Annotated in this window: 16 protein-coding genes and 2 pseudogenes; 12 read left to right on the top strand and 6 right to left on the bottom strand. The window is 72.0% G+C overall.

The genetic code is table 11. The features are described from left to right. Nucleotides 1–110: 110 nt before the first annotated feature. From V1633_RS32110 to eccCb, 5 genes are read left to right on the top strand one after another with little or no spacing between them, the layout of a single operon-like run. Entirely contained in the window at nucleotides 111–422 is a 312-nt protein-coding gene (locus tag V1633_RS32110) for a CU044_2847 family protein (protein WP_331218073.1), read from the top strand. After that, on the top strand, nucleotides 419–1,681 hold the full coding sequence (locus V1633_RS32115; RefSeq protein WP_331218074.1) for a S1 family peptidase: 1,263 nt from the start codon (nucleotides 419–421) through the stop codon (nucleotides 1,679–1,681). Before V1633_RS32110 ends, V1633_RS32115 begins: the two co-directional genes overlap by 4 nt. Next, a complete protein-coding gene (locus V1633_RS32120; protein WP_331218075.1) occupies nucleotides 1,675–2,637 on the top strand; it encodes an AAA family ATPase in 963 nt (320 codons plus the stop codon). The genes V1633_RS32115 and V1633_RS32120 overlap by 7 nt, the downstream gene beginning before the upstream one ends. Beyond that, nucleotides 2,619–3,866: a hypothetical protein gene (locus tag V1633_RS32125; RefSeq protein WP_331218076.1), complete on the top strand. Its 1,248-nt coding sequence runs from the start codon at nucleotides 2,619–2,621 to the stop codon at nucleotides 3,864–3,866. The genes V1633_RS32120 and V1633_RS32125 overlap by 19 nt, the downstream gene beginning before the upstream one ends. Then, nucleotides 3,863–7,330, top strand: coding sequence for a type VII secretion protein EccCb (gene eccCb / locus V1633_RS32130; RefSeq protein WP_331218077.1), 3,468 nt, complete (start codon nucleotides 3,863–3,865; stop codon nucleotides 7,328–7,330). The genes V1633_RS32125 and eccCb overlap by 4 nt, the downstream gene beginning before the upstream one ends. Before the next feature lie 91 nt (nucleotides 7,331–7,421). Here the strand turns inward: eccCb and V1633_RS32135 are convergent, their stop codons facing one another. Then, nucleotides 7,422–9,332: a glycerophosphodiester phosphodiesterase gene (locus tag V1633_RS32135; RefSeq protein WP_331218078.1), complete on the bottom strand. Its 1,911-nt coding sequence runs from the start codon at nucleotides 9,330–9,332 to the stop codon at nucleotides 7,422–7,424. Nucleotides 9,333–9,709: 377 nt separating this feature from the next. Between V1633_RS32135 and V1633_RS32140 the strand changes: the two genes are divergently transcribed. Continuing rightward, entirely contained in the window at nucleotides 9,710–10,225 is a 516-nt protein-coding gene (locus V1633_RS32140) for an SRPBCC family protein (RefSeq protein ID WP_331218079.1), read from the top strand. 100 nt (nucleotides 10,226–10,325) lie between these two features. Here the strand turns inward: V1633_RS32140 and V1633_RS32145 are convergent, their stop codons facing one another. Then, entirely contained in the window at nucleotides 10,326–11,393 is a 1,068-nt protein-coding gene (locus V1633_RS32145) for an LLM class flavin-dependent oxidoreductase (protein ID WP_331218080.1), read from the bottom strand. A gap of 189 nt (nucleotides 11,394–11,582) precedes the next feature. Here V1633_RS32145 and V1633_RS32150 point away from each other — a divergent pair. Beyond that, a pseudogene (locus tag V1633_RS32150) lies at nucleotides 11,583–11,762 on the top strand (response regulator); the annotation flags it as partial. 88 nt (nucleotides 11,763–11,850) lie between these two features. Here the strand turns inward: V1633_RS32150 and V1633_RS32155 are convergent. Continuing rightward, nucleotides 11,851–12,222: a hypothetical protein gene (locus tag V1633_RS32155; protein WP_331218081.1), complete on the bottom strand. Its 372-nt coding sequence runs from the start codon at nucleotides 12,220–12,222 to the stop codon at nucleotides 11,851–11,853. 309 nt (nucleotides 12,223–12,531) lie between these two features. On the opposite strand from V1633_RS32155, the gene V1633_RS32160 reads away from it, so the two are divergent. Next, nucleotides 12,532–14,076, top strand: coding sequence for an FAD-dependent oxidoreductase (locus tag V1633_RS32160; protein ID WP_331218082.1), 1,545 nt, complete (start codon nucleotides 12,532–12,534; stop codon nucleotides 14,074–14,076). Nucleotides 14,077–14,137: 61 nt separating this feature from the next. Here the strand turns inward: V1633_RS32160 and helR are convergent, their stop codons facing one another. Beyond that, complete coding sequence (helR, locus tag V1633_RS32165; protein ID WP_331218088.1) at nucleotides 14,138–16,282, bottom strand: RNA polymerase recycling motor ATPase HelR; 2,145 nt, start codon at nucleotides 16,280–16,282, stop codon at nucleotides 14,138–14,140. Between the two features lie 1,190 nt (nucleotides 16,283–17,472). On the opposite strand from helR, the gene V1633_RS32170 reads away from it, so the two are divergent. Then, nucleotides 17,473–18,012, top strand: coding sequence for a hypothetical protein (locus V1633_RS32170; protein ID WP_331218083.1), 540 nt, complete (start codon nucleotides 17,473–17,475; stop codon nucleotides 18,010–18,012). 107 nt (nucleotides 18,013–18,119) lie between these two features. Here V1633_RS32170 and V1633_RS32175 read toward each other — a convergent pair whose 3' ends face one another. After that, a complete protein-coding gene (locus V1633_RS32175) occupies nucleotides 18,120–20,414 on the bottom strand; it encodes a BTAD domain-containing putative transcriptional regulator (protein ID WP_331218084.1) in 2,295 nt (764 codons plus the stop codon). A gap of 175 nt (nucleotides 20,415–20,589) precedes the next feature. After that, nucleotides 20,590–20,739: a hypothetical protein gene (locus V1633_RS32180; protein WP_331218085.1), complete on the bottom strand. Its 150-nt coding sequence runs from the start codon at nucleotides 20,737–20,739 to the stop codon at nucleotides 20,590–20,592. Nucleotides 20,740–20,837: 98 nt separating this feature from the next. Here V1633_RS32180 and V1633_RS32185 point away from each other — a divergent pair, with 98 nt between their 5' ends. The 3 genes and pseudogenes from V1633_RS32185 to V1633_RS32195 form a co-directional block, all read left to right on the top strand. Then, on the top strand, nucleotides 20,838–23,378 hold the full coding sequence (locus V1633_RS32185) for an ATP-binding protein (RefSeq protein ID WP_331218090.1): 2,541 nt from the start codon (nucleotides 20,838–20,840) through the stop codon (nucleotides 23,376–23,378). 273 nt (nucleotides 23,379–23,651) lie between these two features. Next, nucleotides 23,652–25,034 carry a hypothetical protein gene (locus V1633_RS32190; protein ID WP_331218086.1) on the top strand — a complete coding sequence of 461 codons (1,383 nt, stop codon included), beginning with the start codon at nucleotides 23,652–23,654 and terminating at the stop codon, nucleotides 25,032–25,034. Nucleotides 25,035–25,128: 94 nt separating this feature from the next. After that, nucleotides 25,129–25,803: pseudogene (locus tag V1633_RS32195) on the top strand (hypothetical protein); the annotation flags it as partial. Nucleotides 25,804–26,590 lie beyond the last annotated feature (787 nt).

A 26,590-nucleotide genomic window follows, 5' to 3' on the forward strand; every position in this document is an offset into this window, starting at 1 on the left:
CCGGTACCGGAGCCTTTTGTCGGTCTTCCGTCGTCGCCGGTCCCTACCGTCCCAATCGCGTGTTGGGTACGGTTACCGCTGCCGTCGTGATCCGCGGAGGGAGCCGTTCGATGCCGGAGCCGGACGTGCCCGAGTCCGTGGTGGTCCAGGTCGTCGACGTCGATCAGGGGCGCGAGATCACCTGGGGCAGCAGTGTCGTGGAGAAGCTGCGCGACCGGGTGGGCGACATCCAGAACGCCATCGTCGCCGCCGCGCAGGCGATCGACCTGAACCCCGACCGCCTGCCGTCCCGGCAGAACTGGCAGGTCGACGAGGTGTCCGCGACGTTCGGCGTCACGCTCACCACGGAGGCCGGCGTGATCCTGTCCCGCGCCGGCACGGAGGCCACCTTCGAGGTCACCGTCACGCTGCGCCGGAAATGATCGACGGACGGATCGTCTCCGGCGGCGGCAAGGACCTGGGCAGCGGGTTCTGCCTGACCGACCGCATCGTCGCCACGGCGGCGCACGTCGTGCGGGACCGTGCCGCCACCGATCTGGCCTTCGTCACCTCCTCCGGGATACGGGTGCCGGTGGAGGAGGTCGACCGCGACCCGACCATCGACTGTGCGCTGCTGCGGGTCGCCGAGTCGCTGGCCGTGCTGCCGCCGCTCGCACACGCCACGCTGCGCGCCGAGTGGCGGGTCACCGCCCGTCCGCAGGGCGCCGCGGTCCAGCTCACCGGCGCGGTCTCGGCAACGGACCACCTGGTGGTCAACGCCGGCGGGCACGAGATGACGGTGTTGCAACTCCAGGTCGTCGAGGAGCTGCGGGACTACGCCGGCTACTCCGGCAGCGCGGTCACCGTCGACAACGCGGTCGTCGGGCTGCTCGTCGAACAGGTCCCCGAGCGGGCCAGCTACTCCGGGATGCGCCGGCTGGCCGCGAACGTGCTGTACGCCGTACCGGTGGACCGGCTGGTGGCGCGGTTCCGGCTCGGCCTCAGCGTCTCCCGGCCGGCCCCGGTCTCCCCCGTACAGCAACTCCTCGACACCGCCTTCTTCGACCTGGACCGGCTCAAGACGGCGATCCTGGAGGCGAAGGCCGCCGCCGACGGTCGGCTGCTCGCCTTCGGCGTCGAGTGCGACGAGATGCTGGTCGTGGCGAACCTCTGCGCCTGGCTGCCGCCGTACGTCGGGGAGATCGCCCAGAAGGGGGTGCTGACGCTGCGGCCGGAGACGTTCTCCCTCGACACCACCGTCAACTACGTCACCCGCTACCGGTCCGACCTGGAACGGGTGAACGTGGTCTGCCCGGTGCTGGTGGACGGTGTGCCGGGCCACCTGGTCGCCGAGTTCTGGGCGCGGGTCCGGGCCGCCTACGCACGCGCGCCCCGCTGGCTGGTGCTGTTCTTCGTGGGCACCCCGGCCGGCGGTTACCCGGCCACCGTCACCGTCCTGCCCCGGCCGTCCTTCGGTGAGCGTGACGTGGCGACCTGGGCGTCGCACGTCACCGCGTTCCGCCGCTGGCCGTCGTCGTTGGCCGACGCGTGGAGCAGGGCGATCTGTGCCCAGGCCACGGTGGACGACACCCTCGACACCCGTATCACGTACGAGGTCCTGGAGCACTTCATCGAACGGGTCCGACGGGAACCGGCGCAGCTCCGCGGCTACCTCGAGGACCTGGAGGCGGAAGGATGCTGACCAGACACACCGTCGACACGTCGGTCCGGTTCGACCGGCTGGCCGAGCTGCCGGAGCAGCGTCTGATCGAGGCCGCCGACGTCGACCCCCTGCTGCCCCGGAATCCGTCGACCGTGCTGGTCCGGCGCGAGCCCTACATCGCCGACGAGAAGCTGGAGGACGCGGTCAACCTCGCCATCGCGCTGGGCAGGCCGCTGCTGCTGCAGGGTGACCCGGGCGTCGGCAAGACCCGGCTGGCGTACGCGGTCGCGTACGCCCTCGGTCTTCCGCTGGAGCAGGCGTACGTCAAGTCGACCAGTCGGGCCCAGGACCTGCTCTACACCTACGACGCGGTCCGGCGGCTGTACGACGCCCAGACCGGCCGGCGGTCGCGGGGTGGCGGTGCCGAGGACGTCGCCCGGTACGTCCGGCTGGGCCCGTTGGGTCGGGCGATCGCCCGGGCCGGTCACGGGCGGCGTTCCGTCCTGCTCCTCGACGAGATCGACAAGGCCGACATCGACTTCCCGAACGACCTGCTGCGCGAACTCGACCAGTTGCGTTTCGACGTCCCCGAGGTACCGGGGCTGCACCACGCCGTACCGCCGGACCGGCCGGACCTCCGACCGATCGTCTTCGTCACCAACAACGAGGAGAAGGCGTTGCCGGCGGCGTTCCTGCGGCGCTGTGTCTTCCACTACCTGGAGTTTCCCGCCACCATCACGGAACTCGGCCGGATCCTGGCGGCACACGGGATCCCGCAGAGCCCGTTGCGGTTCAAGGCGCTCACCACCCTGCTCCAGCTGCGCGAGCTCGACCTGGCGAAGAAACCCGGGCTGAGTGAGCTGCTGGACTGGGTCGGCTACCTGCAGGCGACCGGCGCCTCCGCCGAGTCTGTCGGCGAGCTGCCGTACCCGGGGGCGTTGCTCAAGCATCACGGCGACCGGACCCGGGTGGCGGATTGGCTGACCGGCCGGTGACCGGGCCGGACGGACCGGTGACCGGGCCGGCCGGAAGCGTGCCGGACGCGGAGCCGGGCCCGGCGATGCCACCGTTCGTCCACGAGCTCGTCGTCCAGCTCCGGCGGCGCGGCATCCCGCTCGGGATCGACGACTGCGTCGCGCTGCGACAGGCGCTCGCCGCCGGTTTCGGCTGGTCGTCGAGTTCCGCGCTGCTGCGGCTCTGCGTCTCGTTGTGGGCGAAGTCGGCCACCGAGGAGACCCTCATCCGGGCCGCCTTCTCCCGGGTCGAGCTTCCGGAGTGGACGGTCGACACCGTGCCGTCCGACCCGCCGGTGCCGGTCCAGGAGGACGTCGGGACGGTGCTGCCGGCGCCGACCGACCAGCCGGGAGCGGCGCCGACGCCGGAGTCGCCCACCCCGGCTCCCCGGCTCACCCCGCAGCAGGTACGCCACGCCCTCCCCCCGCTGGGCACCGGCCGGTCCGACCGGTCACTCGTGCTCTCCGCGCACTACCCGGTGACCGAACGACAGGTCGCGCAGATCTGGCGTGGTCTGCGCCGCCCGACCCGGCACGGCCCGGCGGTCGAACTCGACGTGCCGGCGACCCTGGACCGGTTCGCCCGCACCGGGCTGCCCACTCCCCCGGTGCTGGTCCCGCCGCGACGCAACTCCACCCGACTGCTGCTGCTGGTCGACCGCCAGGGCTCGATGACCCCGTTCCACGACTACGTCGACCACGTGCGGAGGTCCATCGCGAGCGCGGGACGGCTCGACTCGCTGCTCGTCGGCTACTTCCACAACACCGCCGGCCGCAGCCCGGACCAGCACCTGCTCGCGGAGCTGCCGGATCCGTTCGCCCCCGCCATCGACCCGGTCGTCCGGCTCGTCGCACCGCTGGCCGAGGGCCGGGTGTACGACGATCCGGAGCTGACCAGGCCCCGGCGGTTGACCGAACTGCTCGCCACCGCGACCCGCGACGCCGACGCGGTGGTGATCGGTGACGCCGGCGCGGCACGTGGCGGGTTCAGCAGCAGCCGACTGCTGGACACCGTGGCCTTCGCCAGGACGTTGTCGCTGTCGGTCCGTACCGTGGCCTGGCTCAACCCGGTGCCGCCCGCCCGGTGGCAACGCACCACGGCCGAGCAGGTGGCCCGGCATCTGCCGATGTTCCCGTTGACCCGGGAGGGCATGTACCGGGCGGTCGACGTGCTGCGGGGCCGCCCCGCGAAGCTGGAGCGGGCGCTGTGACGGACTGGATGCGCGCCCGGCCGATCGCCACCCGGTTGGCGGCGGCCCGACAGCACCTGCCGCCCGGGGCCCTCGAACTCGCCTGCCACGCGGCGTTGCCGGTCGCCCTGGACACCGGTTTCCTCAACCTGCTGCGGGTGAACTTCTTCCTCGACCCGCCGATCGTGCTGCCGTACGAGGCCGAGGCGGCACTCCTGCTCTCGCCGCTGTGCCGGGAATTGGGCGAGGGACTCTACGAGATCGACCCGCTGATGCGCAGGGCGCTGCTGGCCAGCCTGGTGTCCCGGTTCGGCGCCGAACGGGTGACCCGGGTGGCACTGTTGCTGGAGCGGTACACCGACCAGACACCGGCCTGGCACGCACTGCCCGAACTGGACCACGCCCAGCGGCTGACCGCGCTCAGCCACCTCGACCCGCGCGGCGCCGTCGAGTGGCTCGACCGGGCCCGGGCCGTCGCCGGCGCCGGGCCGAGCCCGTTGGGCCGGGAGTGGTTCGTCGCAATGCGGGCGCGGTTACGGGATCAGCCGTCGCCTGAGGACAGTCTCGACACCTGGCAGCGGAAGGCCCTCGCCGAGGTGGCGGCCCGGACCGACGACGTCGAGGCGGTCCGTCGCCTCGGTGAACTGGCCCTGCTCCCAGGCAGCGATCTGACCGCGATCTCGAAGGCCCTGGTCGGGGCGACGCGCCGCGCCGGGCCGGCCGGCCGTACCGCCCAGGAGGTTCTCGACTCGCTGGTCCACCTGGTCGAGCCGCCGGCGCGGGACGACGATGGCGACGGAAACGACGACGTCGACCCCAGCCTGACTCCCGTCGCCTCGCTGACCGACCTGCTCGGGCTTGACCATCCCGACGACTTCGACCCGCGCCGCTCCTGGCGACGCGGAACCAGCCGGGACCAACTGCTCAAGGTGCCGATCGGCGTCGACGAGCACGGTGGCCCGGTGGAACTCGACCTCAAGGAACCCGCACTCGACGGAATGGGTCCGCACGGGCTCTGTGTCGGTGCCACCGGCTCCGGCAAGTCCGAACTGCTGCGCACCGTGGTGCTCGCGCTGGCGATGACCCACCCGCCCGACCTGGTGGCGTTCCTGCTGGTCGACTACCGGGGCGGCGCCACCTTCGCCGGCCTGGACGGCCTGCCGCACACCGCGGCGGTGGTCTCGAACCTCGGCGACGAGAGCGGCCTGGTGGACCGGCTCCAGCACACGCTACGGGGCGAACTGATCCGCCGGCAGGAGTTGTTGCGGGACGCCGGCCGGCTGGCCAGCATCACCGACTACCACCGGGGCTGGGACGCCGAACGGGGAGTGCCTCCGTTGCCGTACCTGCTGGTGGTCGTCGACGAGTTCGACGAGCTGATCACCGCCGAGCCGTCCTTCGCGGAGTCGCTCAGGAGCATCGGCCGGGTGGGCCGGTCGCTCGGCGTTCACCTGCTGCTCGCCTCCCAGCGAATCCAGGAGGGCCGGCTACACGGGCTGGAGGTGTACCTGTCGTACCGGCTGGGGCTGCGCGCCCTCACCGAGCAGGACAGCCGGGCCGTGCTCGGGGTGCCGGACGCGTACCACCTGCCGCCGCTGCCGGGCATCGGGTACCTGAAGGTCGACACCACGGTCTTCCAGCGGTTCACCGCGGCGTACGTCTCCGGCCCGTACCGGCACCGACACCCGCGACCGCCGAGCTGGGACGAGCTGCTGGCGGAGGAGACCGCTCCGGAGCAGGAGGGGATGTCGCTGCTCGACATGCTGGTCTCCCGGATGGCCGGTCTCGGCGAGACGTACCAGATCTGGCTTCCTCCGCTGCCCCGGGCGCTGCCACTCGCCGCGGTGACAGGCCCGCTGGCGGTCGAACCGGGGCGCGGTCTCACCGTCGCTGACGCCGAGCGGCGCGGCACGCTGCGGGTGCCGGTCGGGCTGGTGGACCGTCCCGCCGAGCACAGCCAGGCGCCGTTTCTCGTGGACCTCGCGGTCGACGGCGGGCATCTCGGCGTGTTCGGCGCCCCGGGTACCGGCAAGGCGCGGCTGCTGCGCACCCTGGTCACCGGCGCCGCGCTCACCCACACTCCGCGGGAACTCGCCTTCTACTGCGTCGACCTCGGTAGCAGCGGTCTGCTGAACGTGCTGGCCGGACTGCCGCACGTCGGCGCGGTGGCCGGCAGGTCGGAGCCGGACCGGGTACGTCGCGTGGTGCGGTACGTCAGCACACTGCTTGAACAGCGGCGACAACTCCTCGCCGGCAGGGGCGTCAACTCGGTCGACGAGCTGCGCCGGCTGCACCGGCGGGGAGGGCTGCCCGAGTTGCCGGCCGCCGACATCGTCCTGATCGTCTACGACCATCCGACGTTGCGGCGGGACCACGAGGATCTCGCCGATGTCGTGCAGGACGTCGCGCTGCAGGGGCCGGGGTACGGCGTACATCTGGTGGTGACCGCCGGACGCTGGGCCGACCTGCGGGCGCCGCTGCAGGCGGCGATCGGCTCGAAGATCGAATTCCGGCTCCGTGACCCGGCCGAGTCGGCGATCGACCGGCGGGCGGCGCAGAACCTGCCGTACGACACCCCGGGGCGGTGCCTGACCGCAGCGGGGTTGACGGCGCAGGTCGCCCTGCCCCAGCTCAACGAGGGCACCGGCATCCACACCTCGGAATCCGGCCTGGGCGAGTTGGTCGACCGGGTGGCCTCGGCCTGGCCCGGTCCCCGGGTGCCGGTCGTCCGGATGCTGCCGGGCAGGGTGGACTACGCGGAATTGGCGAACACCCCGACCGGCGGTGGGATCCGTCTCGGGTTGGCGGAGACCGATCTGGGCCCGGTACTGCTCGACCTGTTCGGCGCCGAGCAGCACCTGTTGACCTTCGGCGACCAGGGTAGTGGCAAGACCTCGCTGCTCCGGCTCGTCGCCCGGGACCTGACCGCGCAGTACACCCACGATCAGGTGGTCTTCGTCGTGGTCGACCCACGCCGAACCCTGCGGGACGTGGTGCCGGAGCCCTACCTCGGCGGGTATGCGAACACCGAGGCGCTGGCAGAGCCACTGGCGCGGGCTGTCGTCACCGAGCTACGCAAGCGGCTGCCGCCGGATGACGTCACCGTTGACCAGCTACGCGACCGCTCGTGGTGGCAGGGTCCGGAGCTCGTCGTCCTCTGTGACGACTACGACCTGCTCGGCGGTGCCGGCGCGAGCCCGCTCACCCCGCTGCTGACCTTCCTGCCCCAGTCCCGCGACCTCGGACTGCATCTCGTGGTGACCCGGCACAGCGCGGGTGCCGGCCGCGCGGTCTACGAGCCGGTGCTGACCCGGATGCGGGAACTCGGCTGCACCGGCCTGCTCCTGTCCGGCGACCGGCGGGAGGGCGCGCTCTGGCCGCAGACCTACCTCGGCGAACAACCCCCCGGCCGGGGTCGGCTGGTCCGGCGCGGCCAGCCGCCCACCCTCGTCCAGTTGGCCTATGTCGAGGAACAACCCGGGTGACCCGCCGGCCGTGACGGCCGACGGGGTCGTCTTCGCCGACCGTCAGGCCGCGGCGAGGAGACCGGCGTCGACCGTCAGGCCGCGGTGCCGACTATTTTCCGGCGAGGGTGCGGGCGTCGGCGGCGATGACCCGGGCCGCCTCGGCCGGGATCAGCTTCCCGGCCTCCCGGTCGGCGTACTTCGCCAGGTCGGCGTACTTTCCGTCGCCCAGTTTCTTCGTCATCCAGGCGACCGCCTTCCGGTCGACACCCGAGGTCAGCACGAGGTAGCCGAGGCCGGCCTGGCTCGCGGTGACGGTGAAGGTACCGGTCGTCGACGCGGTGCCGGTCGGGCCGGTCGCGGTGGCGACCAGGGTGTGCGGGCCGGCACCCAGCGTGGCCAGGTTGAGCTTCTCCCCCACCGTGACCGGTTTGCCGTCCAGGGTGAGGGTGACGGTGTCCGCCTCGGTGGCGGCGACAGCCAGCACCGGCGACTGGGCCCGGTCGAGGTGGGCGGCCGGGGCGGGCGAGGTGATCGTGACCGTGGTGGCGCCGGGCTGCGGCCGCTGCAGCAGTGCGGCGTTCCAGCCGGCCAGCTCCGCCGGGCGGTTGGTGATGATCGCGTCCGCGCCGGCCTGCTCCAGTCGCTGCCACTGGCCGGCCGAGTCCATCGTCCAGGCCATCACGGCGACCCCGGCCCGGTGCAGGTCGGCGATCACCGACGGGCGGGCGAGCAACGCGTTGCCGTCCGGGTTGTACGCGGTGAGCCCCAGCTCCTTCGCCAGCGCCACCGGATCGGCGTCGAGGGTGCTGCGCAACAGGCCGAGCGGCAGTTCGGGAGCCAGTTCGCGGCTGTGGCGAAGGGCGTCCACCTCGAAGCTCTGCACGAAGACCCGGTCGGTCATCCGCTCGTCACGAATCACCTGGACGATCTTCGCCACCTCGTCCTTCGTGTGCCGGCCCTTGATCTCCAGCAGCAGGTTCCCGCCCCGGGTACGCAGGTCGGCCAACTGCTCGGCGAGGGTGGGGATCCGCGCGCCGGCGTACTGCGGGGCGAACCACGAGCCGGCGTCGAGCGCCTTGAGCTGGGCCGAGGTCAGGTCGCGGAGGTTGCCGGTCCCGTTGGTGGTCCGGTCGACCGTGCCGTCGTGCAGGATGAACGGCACGCCGTCCCGGCTCGGCTGCACGTCGTTCTCGATCCAGTCGGCGCCGGCCCGGCGGGCGATCTCCTGCGCGACGAGGGTGTTCTCCGGCGCGGCCGAGGAGGCGCCGCGGTGTGCGATGACGGTGAACGGGCTGCCCGCCGGGCGCAGGTAGCCGTTCGGGGGCAGTTCGGTGACCTTGACGTCGTCGAAGGACACGGCCGCGCCGTTGACGAAGAGTCCGAGTCCCCCTCCGGTCGAGCGCTGCAGGCTGCTGGTGCGCAGCCGTTCGGTCCCGTCGAAGAACCACCGGGCCTGGTTGCCGTGCACCTCGACGGCGACCCGGACGTCCCGCCCGGTGTTCGCCGCGTACGGCGCCGAGCCGGTGTTGGTCACGTTCCAGGCGTTGGCCGTGGTGCGCTGGGCGAACTCCAGGCCGTTGCTGGCGGTGCTGCCGCTGCGCATGGTGGCGATCCACCACGGCGTCGAGCCGTCGGCCGGGACGTCCAGACCGAGCGCCGCCCAGCGGGCCGCCGACTGGGCCGACTCGAACCGCACGGTGGCCTCGAACCGGAAGTCGGTGAGGTGCCCACCGAAGGTGACCTTGTTGTTCGCGCTGGAGCTGGCCGACGTGCCGAGCAGCCGTCCGTTCTCGACCTTCCACGTGCCGTCGACGACCCGCCAGCCGGCGGGCAGCGTTCCGGCCGAGAAGTCCTCCGCGATCACCACGTCGGTGGGCTCGGCGACCGCCGGGGGCGGGGAGGCGACAACCAGCGCGGCGCCCGGTACCGCGAGCGCGGCCAGCGCGGCGGCGACCCGGGTGCGGCTGCCGAACCGCGCGGCCAGGTGGCCGCGAGTTGCTCGTGCAGGTGAGACAGTCATGCGCCGGACGGTAGGGCAGACCCGGGACGCCATGATCAACGCGACATGACCGCGGGTGGAACGGCTGCTTACCTACCGTCGGACGGTCCCGGACCGGCGGTTCCGGTGGCACCCGAGTGCCGATGGCGCGACGACGACCATCGCGAAGAGGTGGCCGACGCACCGCGGCGCGGGTCCGGCGGGCGGACGTGCTGGTCGTCACGACGGCAGCCGATTCCGGACTCCGGTGGCCGGGACCGGGAACTCGGGCGCTCGTCGACGAACTGGCCGGCGACCCGCTCGCGGGTTTAACCGCCGGGACCCCGGGCACACGCTGGTCGCCGGCCCTGGTGGTCGTGCGGCAGAGCCAGGCTGGGAAGAACCCGTCGGAGACAGCGATGCGCCACTGTTCGACCGGTATCCGCGACAGCGGTGTCGAGGCGACGGTGACCGTCCGTCGCCCGGTCGGGGACGTCTTCGGCTTCTACCGCGACCTCAAGAACCTGCCCCGTTTCCTGGGCGACGTCGTGGCGGTCGACGAGGTCGGCCCGGGCAGGTACCGGTGGACGGTGGTGGGGCCGTTCGGCATCCGGCTCCGCTCCACGATGAGGCTGACCGAGGCGCGCACCGACGAGCTGATCCGCTACGAGACGACGGCCGTACCCGCGCTGCGGACCCACTGGACGATCCGCTTCGGTCCCGGACCGGAGCCGGGGTGGACGACGGTGCACGAGGTGCTGCGGACCCCGTTCGGCGGGCTCGGCCGTGGCGTGCTGACCCTGATCGGGAAGCCGCCCGCCGAAGAGGTGGCCGCGAATCTGCGCCGGCTGAAGCAGGTCCTGGAGACCGGAGAGGTCACCGACACCGACCATGCCGTCGCGGGGAAGTTCGATCGGCGACCCCCACGACGGTGACCTCCGCGACGGTGACCGGCGTTCGGACCGCAACGGTCACCTGCCACACAGGGTGGACGGCCGGTGCCGCCGATCCACCACCACCTCCGACCGGCCGGCCTCAGCCGGGTACGACGAGGCGCGGCAGGACCTCCGCACCGAGCCGCCCGATCACCTCCCGGGTACGGTCGGGATGCCCGACGGCTTCGACCACGAGCATCAGGTGCCGGACGCCGGTCACGGCGAGGGTCTCCGTCAGGCGGTGTACGCAGCGTTCGGGCGGTCCGATCGGATGGATCGCGAGCAGGTGCGCCAGATAGGCGTCGAGGTCGCGGTGTGCGGGCGGGGTACCGTCGACGCGGACGTACTCACGGGTCCGGGCAAGCCACCCCGGCAACGTCGCCCGCAGTTCCTTCTCGGCCTCGGCGACACTGTCGGCGACGTGAACCACGTGGGCGGAGACGTGCCTCTCGGCGCCGGTGTCCTGGCCGGCCACCGCCGCCGCCCGCGCGTACCGGCGTACGGTGTCGGCCTTGGCCGCGTCGTCGGCGTGCATTCCCAGCAGCATCGGCAGCCCCCGGACGGCGGCGAGTTCCACCGTCGGTGGCGAGGTGGCGGCCACCCACACCGGCATCGGCCGGGTGGGCCGGGGCACCATCGGCACCGGACGGAACCGGAAACGCGGCCCGTCCGCGGCGATGGACGGCCGGCCGGAGAGCGCGTCGAGGAGCAGGTCCAACGACTCGGGGAAACCGTTGGCGTACCGGTCCAGTCCGGTGCCGAAGACCTCGAGGTCGACCCAGGGGCCGCCGCGGGCCACCCCGAGGTCGAGTCGCCCGCCGGAGACCGCGTCGAGCGTCGCGGCCTCCTCGGCGAGGGCGACCGGGTGGCGGTTGGCCAGGATCGCCGCCGCCGTACCGACCCGCAACCGGCTGGTCCGCCCGAGCAGGAACCCGGCGAGGGTCACCGCGGACGGGCAGACGCCGTACGTCATGAAGTGGTGCTCGGCGAGCCACACACCGCCGAACCCGGCGGCTTCGGCGGCGACGGCGTACTCCACCGCGTGGGTGAGGGTGGCCGTGTGGTCGGCGCCGGGAAACTGGCCGGCGAGCAGGAACAGGTCGACGCGCGGGCGGACCGGGCCGGTCCCGGCCCGGTCCCGTGGTGCGGTCGGTACGTCGGAGGACATCGGCGCTCCTTCGTGGTCGTCGGAACCGGTAGGTCCTGCCTGTCCCGTCCGGGTCAGGTGCCCCACCCGATACAACCGAACGCGGTCCGGGTGCGGACACCGGTGCGCGGCCTGTGTGACCCTCGGGTGACCGTGGTCCCCCGCTGGCGGTCCGGGCCGGGGACGGGCACGGGCGGACGGAAGAGACGGATGAGGGTCCTGGTGGTGGAGGACCACGTGCGGCTCGCCGATTCGGTGGCGCGGGTTCTCCGGCGCGAGGGCATGGCGGTCGACGTGGCGTACGACGGGACGGCGGCGCTCGACCGCACCGTCGAGGTCGACTACGACGTCATGGTCCTCGACCGGGACCTGCCGGGGCGGCCCGTGGACCTTTCCACACTGTGGGCCGACGGACGACGGCGCCGCCCTGGGGGCGGCGCCGTCGGAGATCAGCGATGGGAGTCGTCGGCGGATCGCCTCAGAAGTTGACCGTGACACCGGCCGTCTTGCAGGCGGCGGTGATGTCCGCACCGGCCTTCTCGAAGGCGGGGTTGGCGGCGGCGGTCACCGGGTCGGCGGCCGAGGCGGCCTTGGACGTCTCGGCGCCGAACGCCTTCAGAGCGGCGGCGACCTTGCTGTCGGCCTCGGCCGCGGCGACCAGGGCGGTCACCTCCTCGCTCATGTCGGTCAGGATCCCCTTGAACGCGGCCGGCTCCGGTTCCTCGCCGGACGTCATGGCCCCGATGAACGCCTCCTTCAGCTTGTCCCCGGCCTTCTTGACGGACTCGCAGAGTTCCTTGTCGCTCTGCCCACCCGCCGCGGCGGGCGAGGACGGTGCGGCGGAGGCCACCGAAGACGGAGTGGCGGAGGCCGAGGGCGTGGAACCCGCGGTGGGCTCCGGGTCTTCCCCGGCACAGGCGGAAAGGGTTATGAGGGAGACACAGATCAATGCCGTAGCGGTAGCACGAAAACGCTTCACGAGCGGGGACGTTATCCGACGACCGGGATCTGGATCAATTTTGCGCCGGAGGTGGGCAAATCCGGCGGACGCGGTCGCTGGACGACCCGGCACCGTGGCCAGGCGGTCGGCCGTCGCCGCCTGCCCACGTAGGGGCCCGGGCGGGCGTGGCCGCCACAAACGGCGGGTATAGGGGACGCCATGAGGCAGGGATCGGCGGAGTCGTACTGGATGGACTCGACGGAGCCGACGTCGTTCGCCCACCTGGCGGACGATGTCGAGGTCGACGTCGCGGTGGTCGGTGGCGGCATCGCCGGCCTGTGCACGGCATGGGAGCTGGCCAGGGCCGGGCTGTCGGTGGCGGTGCTCGAGGCCGACCGGATCGCGGCCGGGGTGACCGGATACACCACGGCGAAGCTGACCGCCCAGCACGGTCTCATCTACGCCCACCTGCGGTCGAAATTCGACGAGCAGGCCGCACGCTGGTACGCGCACTCCCAACTCGACGCGATCGACCACGTCGCCGGCACCGTGGCCGAGCTGGGTATCGACTGTGACCTGGAACGGCTGCCCGCCTTCAGCTATCTGCCCGAGGGGAAGCGGGACCAGATCGAAGCCGAGGTGCAGGCGGCACGCCTGGCGGGCCTGCCCGCGTCGCTGGTCACCGAGACCGGCCTGCCCTATCCGGTCGGGGCGGCGATCCGCGTCGAGCAGCAGGCCCAGTTCCATCCCCGCCGCTACCTGCTCGCCCTGGCCGCCGACCTGGTCCGCCGGGGAGGACGCGTCTTCGAACGTACCCGGATCGTCGACCTCGACGAGGGCGGACCGTGCCGGTTGACGAGCGAGGCCGGTGCCACGGTGACCGCACGGGACGTGGTGGTCGCGACCCACTATCCGATCTTCGACCGGGCGGGACTGTTCACCCGGCTCGTGCCGCACCGCGAACTGGTGGTCGCCGCGGTCATCGAGGCCCACCAGGACCCGGGCGGCATGTACGTCACTCCCGAGGAGAACACCCGCTCGGTCCGGACCGCGCCCTACGACAACGGGCGACGACTGCTCATCGTGACCGGCGAGTCGTACCAGCCCGGCACTCCCGGCGTGACCGACCGTCTGGACCGGCTCGCCACCTGGACCCGGGACCGGTTCCCGGTCGACTCGCTGGCCTACCACTGGGCGGCTCAGGACAACACCAGCACCGACCGGGTGCCCTACATCGGCCGACTGCATCCCGGCACCCGCCACGTCTACGTGGCGACCGGCTTCAACGCCTGGGGCATGACCAACGGGGTGCTGGCCGGGCGTCTGCTGGCCGCCCTCATCACCGGCGAGAACCCGCCGTGGAGCAGGCTGTACGACCCCCGGCGCCTGCACCCCACCGTCGAGGCGGTCCCGTTCGTGAAGGCCGCGGTCGAGGTGGCCCGCAGGTTTGTCGGCGACCGGATCCGGCCGGCCAGCCACGCCGACTCCCCCGACCAACTGGCGCCCGGAGACGGCGCGGTGATCCGGATAGCCGGAGAGCGCCGCGCGGTCTACCGCGACGGCTCCGGTCGGCTGCACGCGGTTTCCGCGACCTGTACCCACCTGGGTTGTCTGGTGGCATTCAACGACGAGGAGAAGACCTGGGACTGCCCCTGCCACGGCTCGCGCTTCGACACCCGGGGTGGCGTACTGCACGGACCGGCCACCGAGCCGTTGCGTCAACACCCCATTCCGCCCGGGGAGGGTTCCGAGCCGACCGGCTGACCGTGGCGGCCTGAGCCGGGGTGGGCGCCGGACCGGTCGTCGTCAGGCCGCGACCACGTGGTCAGGATGTCGTGAGGATGACGAGTTGCCGGGTTGCCCGGGTCATCGCGACATAACGGTCGACCGCTCCTTCGACACCTTCGCCGAACGCCTCCGGGTCGACGAGGACGACCAGGTCGAACTCGAGCCCCTTCGACAGCTCCGGGGTCAGGGACCGGACGCGGGACGTCGCCGGGAACGTGGGATCGCCGATGACACAGGCGGTCCCGTCGGGATGCGCGGCGAGCCAGGTGTCGAGAACCGAGCCCAGATCGGCGGCGGAGCCGTGTACGACGGGTACGTCGCCGCTGCGGATGGAGGTCGGCACGTTCGCATCCGGGAGCACGGCCCGGATGACCGGCTCGGCCTCCGCCATGACCTCTGCCGGCGTCCGGTAGTTGACGTTCAGGAAGGCCAGCTTGACGTTGTCCAGTCCGACCCGCTGGAGCCGCTCCTGCCACGACTCCGGGAACCCGCGCCTGGCCTGCGCACGGTCTCCGACGATGGTGAAACTCCGGGACGGGCAGCGGAGCAACAACATCTGCCACTCCGCGTCGGTCAGTTCCTGGGCCTCGTCGACGACGATGTGCGCGAACGGGCCGGCGAGCCGGTCCGGGTCGACGCCGGGCAGTACCGCGTCGTCGACCAGGGCGTCCCGCATGTCCTGTCCGCGCAGCATGGTCAGCACGCCTTCACCGTCGTCGTAGGCATCGGCCTCGATCAGGTCGTCGACGACCGTCGCCATGCGTGCGCGTTCGGCGGCGACAGAGACGTCGTGCCGACGCCTACGCGCTGACGCCTCCGGGTCGCCGAGTCGCTGCCGTGCCGCGTCCAGCAGCGGCAGATCGGACACCGTCCAGGCCCGCGCGTCCGCGCGCTGCAACGTCCGAATCTCGTCGGGGCTCAGCCAGGGAGCACATTTGCGCAGGTAGGCGGGTACCGACCAGAGGTCTCCGACGAGGTCGGCCGCCTCGAGCAGGGGCCACGCGCGGTGGAAGGCGGCGCGTAGCTCCCGGTTCCGCAGCACCGACCTGCGAACCAGGTCCGCCGGTTCGTCGCCGTCGTGCCTGTCCGTCAGGATCGTGACCAGTTTTTCCCAGATCTCGTCGCGGGCCTCGTTGTGCGGGGTACCAGGGTCCGGCGCTTCGAACGCCTCGGCCCAGTCGTCGGCGCTCAACCAGATGTCGGACGAGTCGGTCGTGACCGTCATGCCCTTGGTGGGTGGCTCCTCGTAGAACCTGACGGCCGTCTCGATCGCCGTCACCAGCTGCGCGGAAGCCTTCAGCCGGGCCACGTCCGGGTCCTTCTCCGGCGCCGCCGCGGCTCCTTCGGCGACGAGGTCGCGCAGGGTGCAGACCTGCACGTCCTCCTCTCCGAGGCTGGGGAGGACGTCGCCGACGTAGGCCAGGTACGGCTGGTGCGGACCGACGAACAGCACACCGCCCCGGCGGTGACCGAGGCGAGGGTCGGCGTAGCGGAGGTAGGCGGTGCGGTGCAGGGCGACGACGGTCTTGCCCGTTCCCGGACCACCGTCGACGACCAGGACGCCCCGGGATCCCGCCCGGATGATGGCGTCCTGGTCAGCCTGGATGGTGCCGAGTACGTCCCGCATCCGGCTCGACCGGTGGCTGCCCAGGCTGGCGATGAAGGCGGACTGGTCGTCGAGCGCGGCGTGTCCTTCGAAGCCGTCCGAGGTGAACACCTCGTCCCAGTAGTCGGTGATCCGGCCACCGGTCCAGCGGTACCTGCGGCGGCTTCGCAGACCCATCGGATTGGCGTGGGTCGCGCCGAAGAACGGTTCGGCCGCGGGGGAACGCCAGTCGAGCAACAGCCGACGGCCTTCGCCGTCGGTGAGGCCACGTCGTCCGATGTACACGGGCTCGGAGTCGTCCGCGCCGACCATGCGTCCGAGGCACAGGTCCAGACCGAAGCGACGCAGTGCGCGCAGGCGTACGGTCAGCCGTCGGACCTCGGTGTCCCGGTCCAGCGCCTGCCGGCCTTTGCCGCCGGGCGCCCTGCGCTCAGCATCGAGGCGGTCGGACAGGTCGGCCCGCGACTGCCGGAGGGTCTCCGCCATGTCCGCGAAGTGCCGCTCGTCGCGGGCGATCAGCGCCGGATCGGCCTTGGCGGAGAGATGGTCGGGAAGGTCGAACGCGCGGAAGGTCACAGGGTTCACGTCACCGGTTCCGATCTGGGGTCGCTGGCAACCTCGCGGGTGGCAAGGTGTCTGGATGGCGGTGTGGCGAGCGCGGCGACCAGGACGGGCAACGCGCCGCGCGACGCGGGCCGTGGCCGGCGCCGGTTCGGGTCGCCCGGGTTGGTGGGCTCCCGGCTCCTGGATTTCGGATCGACGATTCCGCTGGTTCGCAATCAGCGCGCGACCCGTACGTCGACAACAACGCACACATTGCGTGACTTCCATTTCTGCTGGTTTCGGCCTCGGCCGGTGATTCTGCGGCACCACCCGGGTCTTGCCGCAAGCCCCCGGGTGCGATATAAGTTAGAAAGGGAAAGGAGCGTGCAGTTTCCTTTCCCTTTTTCGTCCGTCAGCTTCGTCAGCCGCCACAGATGAGCGGGCGCCGCAGATGAGCGGGCGCCACAGATGAGCGGGCGCCGCAGATGAGCGGGCGGCACAGATGAGCGGGCGGCACAGATGAGCGGGCGCCGCGGATGGACAGGCTCACTCGGCGGTGTGTCGCGGGCCCGGGAGGCTTTCGCGCGGACCCACGCCCCCGGTTGGGAGCCGGTCGTCGTGGGGCTCCACAGACGACAATCCCGTCCCGCCGATGACGTGCCGCGATCACGCCGCGCGGAAGGCGGCAGGGCCGGCGGATGCCCGGCCCTGCCGTACCGGTCAATCTTCGCCGCGGTAGGCGCGCAACTCGCGGTGCGACCGGTGGCGACTCCGCCGGCGTTCCTCACGACGCGCGTGGTAGCCGGTGCAGCTCCGGCAGCCGTCGTGGAGCAGGTCGGCGAAATGGTCCGTGACCCGCCAGTAACAGCTTCTCGTGGGATGGCCGGCCGCCGTCGCCGTACTGTCGGCGTCGACCTGTTCGGGCAACGTGCACGACCCGAACCGATGATCATGGCTGGGTCGGCAGGTCACCATCGGTCGATCGGCAATCTTCACCCACCACGGCCGGGTCTTGTCGGTCCTGCTCATCCGGTCACCTTTCGGCTCCGTGACGCCCCGGGGTGGGGCTGTCATGAGCAGGGGTGCACCGGGACCACCTCCGACGTCGACACTGCCGCGCGCAGCCCTGGCAGCGTATCGACCGTCGGCAAGGAGCGACGCCGAGGCGCGCCACTGATGCCTGTTCCCGCCATCCACGACCGACCGGCACTAGGCTCGGCCGCATGTCACGCCCGACACCCGAGACGCGTCGACCCCGCACGTTGGTGTGGGCTCCCGCCGGGGTGATGAGCCGCATCCAGCAACAGGTTCAACCGCGGGTCAGCCTGCCGAGAAGGATCGCGCTGGCAGCGACGACCGCCTTTCTCTTCACCTGGCCGCCGGCCTTCGTCGTGTTCGCGGTCACGACCGTCGCCGTACCGTCGACGACCAACGGGGCCAGCGTCGGCACGGCTGCCGTCTGGGCCCTGCAGTTCGCCCTGCTCATCGCGATCACGGCGGCGGTCACCACACTGGCACGGCGCGACAGCGGGGTCGACACGACGACCGGTGGCAGCCACCCGTCGACCCGGCGTACCGCACTGCGTGTGGTGATGCACGTGCTGCTCACCGGCGCCTGTGCGGCACTGGTGCTGGCGCCGCAGGGCCTCTCGGTCAGCCAGCTCGCCGTGTTGACCGTCGCGCTCGTCGTCGTACTGCACCTGCTGCCCGTGATCGTGGCCAGGCTCCTGCAACGAGCGGGTAGGAGCCGCCGGTCCCGGTGACGCGTCTGGCGTGTCGGTCGACGATCCGGGTACCCGTTCCTCCACGACCTGCCGCCGCGACGGACCTGTCGTACGCGCGACCGGCTGCCCGCCGTCGCGACGTCGGCTCAGCCGGCCTGACGACCGATCGCGAGCACCCCGCTCCCGGTGTGCGGGACCTCTCTCCCGCCCGCCTCCGCGACCCGACGCACCTCGGCGTCGACAGATCGCCATGACGGGGTCCGCTGCGCCACGTTCCGGATGCCTGCCCGGGTCAGCCGGAGTGCCAGGGCGTCCCGCCAGGCGGCCAGCCGGGCGATCGCGGCGGCCCGCTCCCCCACCGACTCCTGGCACTGGGCGAGTTCGCGCCCGTACGACCGGAGCAGCTCGGGCAGGCGGATCTGGCCGGGGCCGGCGACGGGCAGCAGGCCCGCGTCCACCAACTGGTGCAGCTCCTCGTCCACCACCGCCACGGGTCGGTCCAGCAGCGCCGCGACGGCCTCCAGACCCGGGAGTGGGCCGGGTGCCACCGCGAGGAGCCGGAACGTCCGGGCGGTCGCCGCCGGCAACCGCTCGACGCTGGACCGGAAGGCGGCACGCAGGTCCAGGTCACCGACGCGCAGCTCGTCCAATCGGCGATCCGGGTCGGCGAGGCGACGGCTCAGGTCGGTGAGCGTGTCGTGGGGCCGGGTCGCCAGGCGCAGCCCGACGATGCGGAGCGCCAGTGGAAGATGTCCGCACGCCGACACGACCGCCAGGGCGGCGCGGTCACCGCCGCCCGACCGTTTCGACGGGACGCTCTCGGCGAGCAGGTCCAGCGCTTCCTGGGTACCCAGGGTGGTCAGGTCGAGCCGCCGTGCGCCCTCCAGGGTGACGAGCCGGTTCCGCGAGGTGACCAGCATCCGGCTGCCACCCCGACCGGGCAGCAGGGGACGCACCTGGGCGGCGTCCCGCGCGTCGTCGAGCACGATCAGTACTCGGCGGGCCGCCAGCAGACTGCGCAACAGAGCCGCGGCGCTCTCCTCGTCACCCGGCACCCGACCGTCGGTCACGCCGAGCCCGAGCAGGAACCGGGTGAGTACCTCGCCGGTCGTGGCCGGCCGGGTCGACCCGCCACGCAGGTCGGCGTAGAGCTGCCCGTCCGGGAAGGCCGCCTCCAGCCGCTCCGCCGCCACCAGGGCGAGCGCGGTCTTGCCCATCCCGGCCGGGCCGGCGACGACACAGACCCGCGACGACGGCCGGGCGACGCTGCCCGCCGACGGGACCAGGGCCTCGCCGAGTCGGCGTAACTCGTCGGCCCGTCCGGTGAAGTCGGCCACCGGTGCCGGGGCCTGGCTCGGCACCGGTACGACCACGCGGAACTCGGCCCACGCCGTCACGCGCCGACTGCCCGTCCACTGTTGCCGGAGCAGCCGCTGATGGTACTGACGCAGTTCGGTGCCGGGATCCGCACCGAGCTGGTCGGCCAGGCGGCGGACGATCCCGTTGTACTCGGCGTACGCCTCGCTCTGCCGGCCGGTCGCGCCGAGGGCGAGGATGAACCGGGCGTGCACCTGTTCGTCGAGCGGGCAGCGGGCCGCGATGGGGCGCAGCGCGTTGACCACCGTGGCGTAGTCGCCACGCTCGTCGAGCAGGTCGGCGTAGCGCAGCGCCGCCAGGGTCAACCACGCGGTCAGGGACGCGACGGCGGGATGCCCGGCCAGCATGTCCACGTCGCCGAGCGGATCGTCACGCCACAACGCCAGGGCGTCAGCCAGCCGGGCGACCGCCCGCGCGGGTACCCCCGCCTCCGTGGCCTCCCGGACGAGCCGCTGGAAGCGGAGCAGATCGAGCTGGTCCTCGTCGAGGTCGAGTCGGTAACCGCCGGGCGCGTGCACCAGCGTGCTGGTGGCGGCCCTGCCGGCGGGGACCGGGTCGAGGAGCCGGCGCAGCCGGGCGACATAGGTGTGCAGCAGGTTGACCGCCGACTCCGGCTGCTCGCCCTCCCAGAGCACCTTCAGCAGGTCGGCCCGGCCGACCGTCCGCCCCGGTGACATGGCCAGCCGGGCGAGCAGGGCACGTTGGCGCGCCGAGGTGAGGTCGACCGCCTCGGTGCCACGCTGGATCCGAAGCGGCCCCAGGATGGAGACCACCGGACGCCCGCCGGGCGCCGGCCGGTCCTTCGTGGATGTCCGGTCGGTCCCGCTGGCCGCGGCGCGTCGGAGCGCCGCGGCCGGTCGCGGCCCGAGTTGCAGCGCGGCGCACAGCCGGGACACCGAACGCTCGGTCGGTCGCCACGTACGGCGCTGCTCCAGGTCCCGCACCGCGGTGGTACTCAGCCCCGCCCGGCGGGCCAGCTCCCGCTGGGTCAGGCCCGCCGCCGACCGGTGCCTCCTCAGTAGTTCGGCGAAGGTCGTCCCGGGCCCACTCACCATATCGATCATGTCGTCAACCCCCGTTGTCGCTCCGGTGACAGCGCGGACGCCGTACCCGGAGACCCGACGGAATCGCCGGTGGTGGTGCCCGGAGCGACCCCGGTACGACCGTCGGGGTGGACATCACCCCTCCGCTCCGTCCGCCCCCGGGTCCCGCCCGGGAGCCACCGGTCCGGGACCCGGTTCACCGCCACCCGCCCAGCGCGGGTGCGGTGGCCGGACCGCTGGTTCGGCGACACGCCGTCGCCGGCCGGCCGGCGACGGCGTGCGTCGTACGGATCACCGCGATCCTCCTCATCGCACTGGTCGTGGTGTCCCGGACCAGCTGGCTCATCAAAGCTCGCGGATCTCTTTCCGGCCAGGAGCTTCGACCGGACGTTCTGCCGGACGTTCGGCTACCCTGCTGGCATCACGGGGAGGTCTTTGACGTTGGTGGAGGAGTTCGCCGTGCTGCTCCGGCAGCACCGGCTTTCCCGTCAGCTCACCCAGGAGCAACTCGCCGAACGGGCGGGGATCAGTTCCCGTTCCGTCCGTGAGATGGAACGCGACCGGGGGCGCGGCCCTCGGCCACGGACCGTCGAGCAGTTGGCGACGGCGCTGGAGCTGACCGGGGACGCCCGGACGGAGTTCGTCGACGCCGGTCGGGCGATCTTCTGGGCCAACCGGCCCGGTCGTCACGCGGCGGAAGGTCAGCCGAGCCTGGCCGTGCCAGCCGTCGCCACGCCGCGCCAACTGCCTGCCGCCTTCTCCGATTTCGTCGCCCGCGACGACGAGGCCGCGCTGCTCGGCAGGGTGCTCGATCCGGCGTCCGGAGCCGCGCGGTTGGCCGTGATCTCCGGCCCCGCGGGTGTCGGCAAGACGGCGTTGGCCGTGCACGCCGGGCACCGGCTCGCGCCCCGGTTCCCGGACGGACAGCTGTACGCGACGTTGCGGGACGAGTACGGCCAACCGGTCGACCCGGCCGAGGTGCTCGCGCACTTCCTGAAGGTGCTCGGCACCGACGGCTCGGCACTGCCGCCCGGAGTGGCCGCGCGGGCGGGCCTGTTCCGCACCCGGCTGGCCGGACGACGGGTGCTGATCGTCCTCGACGACGCCGACGGCCACCGCCAGGTCGAGCCGTTCATGGCCCCCGTGGGCACCGCCGTCCTGGTGACCAGCCGCCTTCCCCTGACGGGGCTGCCCGGCGTGACCACTGTCGACCTGCGGCCGCTGTCCACCGCGGCGGCGCTCGACCTGCTCACCCGGATAGCCGGCGCGGACCGGGTACGGTCCGAACCGGTGGCGGCCACCGAGATCGCCACCGTGTGCGGCGGGCTTCCCCTGGCGGTCCGGGTCGCCGGGGCACGACTCGCCGCGCGGCCGCACTGGACGGTCGAAACGCTCAGCAAGCGGCTCTCCGACGAGCGGCGTCGGCTCGACGAACTGCGCCACGGTGATCTCGCCGTACGTCCGGGTCTGCAGCTCGCGTACCACGGCCTGACCCCGGCCGCCGCCCGGGCGTTCACGCTGCTCGGCGCACTGAACGTACCGACCTTTCCCGGCTGGCCGGTCGCCACGCTGTTGGACTGTGCCCCGGACGTCGGCGCCGCCGTCCTCGAGGAACTGCTCGACGCCCGGCTGTTGGACGCCCTCGGCCCGGACCGGGCCGGTCAGCCCCGGTACCGGTTCCATGCGGTGACCCGGCTGTTCGCCCGGGAGCGTCAGCGGGAGGAGACCGGCGATGGCGGGTGGACCGCCGCGCTGGACCGCACCGCGGGCGGTTGGCTGGCCCTCGCCCGGCAGGCACAGGACCGGCTGCACTGCGAACGGTTCCACCTCGACGACCGGAGCCATCCGGCGACCGCCGCCGATCCCCGGGTCACCGCGATCGCCACCGGCCGCCCCGTCGAGTGGTTCGAGGCCGAGCGGGAGGCGCTGGCCGCACTGGTACGGGTGTGCGCCGACGCGGGCCTGGCCCCCGTCACGCGCGCGCTGGCCGGGAGCAGCGCCGACTTCTACGAGCTGCGCGGCTACTACGACGACTGGCACCGGGTGCTGGGGGTGGCACTGGAATGCTGCCGCCGGGCCGGTGACCGAGTCGGTGAGGCGGCGATGCTCCGAGGCGTCGGCAGCAGCCTGGTCGAACTCGACCCGTCGGACGTGGCGTTGTCGACCCTGGAGGCCGCCCGGGACCTGGCCGGAGACCTCGGCGACGAGGTCGGTGTGGCGATGGCCCGCAAGGACTTCGGCTACGTACTCGGACTGACCGGCCGGCTCGGCGAGGCCGAGACCGAGTTGCGCGCCGCCGCCGAGGCGCTGGGACGCGCCGGCAGGCGTCCGGCCGAGGCCCGGGCGCTCACCAGCCTCGGATTCGTGCTGCGCCAGCGGGGTGAACTCGACGAGGCCGTGCGGGTGATCCGTGCCGCGATCGCCATCACCCGGTCGTGTCGTGACCCGTTCAGTCAGGCGTACGCGCTGCGGGGCCTCGCCGGCGCGCTGTTGGCCCGAGGTCGGGACGGCGAGGCGCGCCAGGCCGCCCGGAGGGCCGCCGAACTCTTCGCGCGGATCGGCGACCCGATCGGTACCGCCCAGAGCCTTCGGGCGCTGGGCGAGTCACTCGCCCACGACCCCGGGCGTACGGCGGAGGCCGAGGAGACGTTGTCCACCGCGGCGGCCATCTTCCGGGACCGGGGCTACGACTGGGGTCTGGCGCTGACCGAGCTGAGTCTCGGCGAGGTCGAGGTACGGCGGGGTGCCGAAGGGGCGGTCGACCGTCTTGAACGGTCCCTGCGCTACTGGACCGACGAGCAGGTGCCGGCGCTACGGGCCCGCGCGCTGGTGGCCCTCGCCGCCGCGGCCGAACGGGCCGGTGACCCGACGGCGCGGGTCCTGCTGACCCAGGCTCACCGGCTGTACGAGGAACTGGGCACACCGGAGGCGGCCGCGCTCGCCGAGCGGCTCGGCACCGTCGTACCGGTGGACGTGCCCCGGTAGGCGCGTCCGCCCGGCGTCGCCGAGGTTCGCCGCCCGACGGCCGGTACGGCGCGGCCGCACCGACGTCCCCCCGGGTCCCGCCCGCCACCGGCCCGGTCGGTCGTACCGACCACGACGGGTGGTGGGGGCCTCCGGCGGTACCGGTGAGGTACCGGCAGTCTCCGTCCAGCCGCCTCCGGGAGGCTGTAGGCCACGACCGGTCCACGGGGGGCCGGCTCTCCACCGGAGGCTCGATCGAATGGAACGATTCTTGTGAGCGGCGTCCTGCCGCGAATGCGCCAGGTCGGTGTGACCGTGGCACTGGCCGCGACCGCCCTGGTCGCCGCCGGTCCGGCGGCCGCGTCCGGCACCTCGGCCGACTCGGCCGGGCCGCCTGCGCTGGCCCCACTGAGCGCGGCATACGAGACGGTCGCCTGCGACCCGAACGGTCCCACACCCACCGACGCCGCCCTGGCGACCCAACTCAACTCACAAGTGAACTCCGACATGCGCGGTTACCTGACCGCCTACCGGGTCTCCTGCGCCCGCGAGGTCGTCGAGGCGGTACGGGCCCGCGGCCTCGCCGCGCGCGCCGGGGTCATCGCGATCGCCACCGTCATCGTCGAGACCCACCTGCAGAACATCAGCGAGGAGGTCGACCACGACAGCCTCGGACTGTTCCAGCAACGTGCCTCCTGGGGCACCCGTGCACAGCGGCTCAACCCCGCCTGGGCCACCAACGCGTTCCTGGACAAGATGATCCGTCTCTACCCGAACAACTCCTGGGCCAGCGCGCCGATCGGTGAGGTCTGCCAGGCCGTACAGGTCTCGGCCTACCCGGACAAGTACCAGGTACAGGCGTCGGACGCGCAGATCATCGTCAACGCGCTCTGGAGTCCGCCGGCCGCGGCGTTCGCGCTGGCGGGTGACTGGTTCAGGACCGGCATGTCCACACCCGCACTGGTACGCCGCACCGGCTCGGTCTGGGAATGGCACATCAAACGAACCCAGAGCGGCGGCAACGGCGACCTGACGTTCCGCTACGGCGACGCCCACATGACCCCCGTCGCCGGCGACTGGGACGGCAACGGCTACTGGACACCCGGCGTCGTCGCCAACGAAAACAACTCCCGCCGCTGGTACCTCAAAAACACCCTCGCAGGCGGCGAATCCGACGTCGACTTCCTCTTCGGCGGCAAAGACTACATCCCCGTCACCGGCGACTGGGACGACAACGGCACCACCACCCCAGGAGTCGTCTCCAAAGACAACGGCGCCTGGAAATGGGAACTACGCAACGACAACAGCGCCGGCGGCGTCAACCACACCCTCCGCTACGGCAACGCCAACACCTGGCCGGTCACCGGCGACTGGAACGGCGACGGCACCTGGACCCCCGCCGTCGTCGACGACACCGACGGACCCCGCCACTGGTACCTGAAAAACGACCTCGACCCCACCGACGGCAACTCCGACCTCGACTTCACCTACGGCAGCCACGGCACCTACCCGATCCCCGGCAACTGGAACGGCACCACCACCGCCACCGAACCCGGCATCATCCAGAACTTCGAAAACCGCGTCTGGCGCTGGCACCTCAAGAACACCGTCACCGGCGGCGTCGCCGACAAATACTTCGACTACGGCAACGACGCACCCTACCCCTACCCCTTCTGACCACGCCGACGCGAGTCATCGACATTCCCCGAGAAGGAACCTGATGCGTCTTTCGATACGCGACATCCTGTCAGCACGGAGGCCGGGACCACGGATGCGCCGTGGGTACGCCGTGGCCACCTCGGCGATGCTCGTCGCCGGTGTCGTCGGCGTCGTGGTGACGCCTGCCCCGGCCATCGCCGCCAACCCGATCCCGTCGAGGATCACCGACGCCTCCTGGTCGCTGATGGAGGACCTCCTGGCCCTCCAGTCCGGCTCCCGGTACGCCGGTATCTACGCCGACAAGCCCGGCTACCACAACACCCGTGCCGCCAACAGTTCGGACAACTACTCCGTCCGGGATGCCGAGGACAAGGGAGGCCCGTCGGACAAGGCCGCCGCCTACGACTGGACCTTCCCGGAGGCGTACAGCCTCTCGACCTCCACCGACGGCGACCACGCCCACGCGGACCTGGCCCCACCGCCGGCGAGCATGGTGCCCGCCGCCCCCAACTACACCAACATCGCCCGCTTCTCCAACCGTCTGATGGCCTCCGGCAAGGACCCGAACGATCCGCGGCTGGACGGCTGGCGGGAGTTCTACGGCCAGACCGACACCGACAGCACCGTCGAGGGCTGGGACTTCCGGTACGACCGGGCGGCCGTGACCAACGACGACACGCACCTGTGGCACATCCACCTCAGCGAGGACCGCGACAAGGTGACCAGCTACGACAACAAGGAGGCGCTGCTCAGCGTCCTCCGCGGGGAAACCGTGGCGGAGTGGCGGAACCGCAACAACCCACCGGCGTTCGCGCTGGCGGGTGACTGGTTCAGGACCGGCATGTCCACACCCGCACTGGTACGCCGCACCGGCTCGGTCTGGGAATGGCACATCAAACGAACCCAGAGCGGCGGCAACGGCGACCTGACGTTCCGCTACGGCGACGCCCACATGACCCCCGTCGCCGGCGACTGGGACGGCAACGGCTACTGGACACCCGGCGTCGTCGCCAACGAAAACAACTCCCGCCGCTGGTACCTCAAAAACACCCTCGCAGGCGGCGAATCCGACGTCGACTTCCTCTTCGGCGGCAAAGACTACATCCCCGTCACCGGCGACTGGGACGACAACGGCACCACCACCCCAGGAGTCGTCTCCAAAGACAACGGCGCCTGGAAATGGGAACTACGCAACGACAACAGCGCCGGCGGCGTCAACCACACCCTCCGCTACGGCAACGCCAACACCTGGCCGGTCACCGGCGACTGGAACGGCGACGGCACCTGGACCCCCGCCGTCGTCGACGACACCGACGGACCCCGCCACTGGTACCTGAAAAACGACCTCGACCCCACCGACGGCAACTCCGACCTCGACTTCACCTACGGCAGCCACGGCACCTACCCGATCCCCGGCAACTGGAACGGCACCACCACCGCCACCGAACCCGGCATCATCCAGAACTTCGAAAACCGCGTCTGGCGCTGGCACCTCAAGAACACCGTCACCGGCGGCGTCGCCGACAAATACTTCGACTACGGCAACGACGCACCCTACCCCTACCCCTTCTGAC

This window comes from Plantactinospora sonchi (assembly GCF_036422035.1).
In the GTDB taxonomy this organism is placed as follows: Bacteria; Actinomycetota; Actinomycetes; order Mycobacteriales; family Micromonosporaceae; genus Plantactinospora; species Plantactinospora sonchi.

What these genes read in the sequence shown, in the direction of transcription:
- V1633_RS32135 (WP_331218078.1), bottom strand. Translation starts at nt 9,332, where the DNA reads ATGACTGTCTCACCTGCACGAGCAACTCGCGGCCACCTGGCCGCGCGG.
- V1633_RS32140 (WP_331218079.1), top strand. Translation starts at nt 9,710, where the DNA reads ATGCGCCACTGTTCGACCGGTATCCGCGACAGCGGTGTCGAGGCGACG.
- V1633_RS32170 (WP_331218083.1), top strand. Translation starts at nt 17,473, where the DNA reads ATGTCACGCCCGACACCCGAGACGCGTCGACCCCGCACGTTGGTGTGG.
- V1633_RS32120 (WP_331218075.1), top strand. Translation starts at nt 1,675, where the DNA reads ATGCTGACCAGACACACCGTCGACACGTCGGTCCGGTTCGACCGGCTG.
- V1633_RS32180 (WP_331218085.1), bottom strand. Translation starts at nt 20,739, where the DNA reads ATGAGCCAGCTGGTCCGGGACACCACGACCAGTGCGATGAGGAGGATC.
- V1633_RS32115 (WP_331218074.1), top strand. Translation starts at nt 419, where the DNA reads ATGATCGACGGACGGATCGTCTCCGGCGGCGGCAAGGACCTGGGCAGC.
- V1633_RS32175 (WP_331218084.1), bottom strand. Translation starts at nt 20,414, where the DNA reads ATGATCGATATGGTGAGTGGGCCCGGGACGACCTTCGCCGAACTACTG.
- V1633_RS32110 (WP_331218073.1), top strand. Translation starts at nt 111, where the DNA reads ATGCCGGAGCCGGACGTGCCCGAGTCCGTGGTGGTCCAGGTCGTCGAC.
- V1633_RS32160 (WP_331218082.1), top strand. Translation starts at nt 12,532, where the DNA reads ATGAGGCAGGGATCGGCGGAGTCGTACTGGATGGACTCGACGGAGCCG.
- V1633_RS32190 (WP_331218086.1), top strand. Translation starts at nt 23,652, where the DNA reads ATGCGCCAGGTCGGTGTGACCGTGGCACTGGCCGCGACCGCCCTGGTC.
- V1633_RS32145 (WP_331218080.1), bottom strand. Translation starts at nt 11,393, where the DNA reads ATGTCCTCCGACGTACCGACCGCACCACGGGACCGGGCCGGGACCGGC.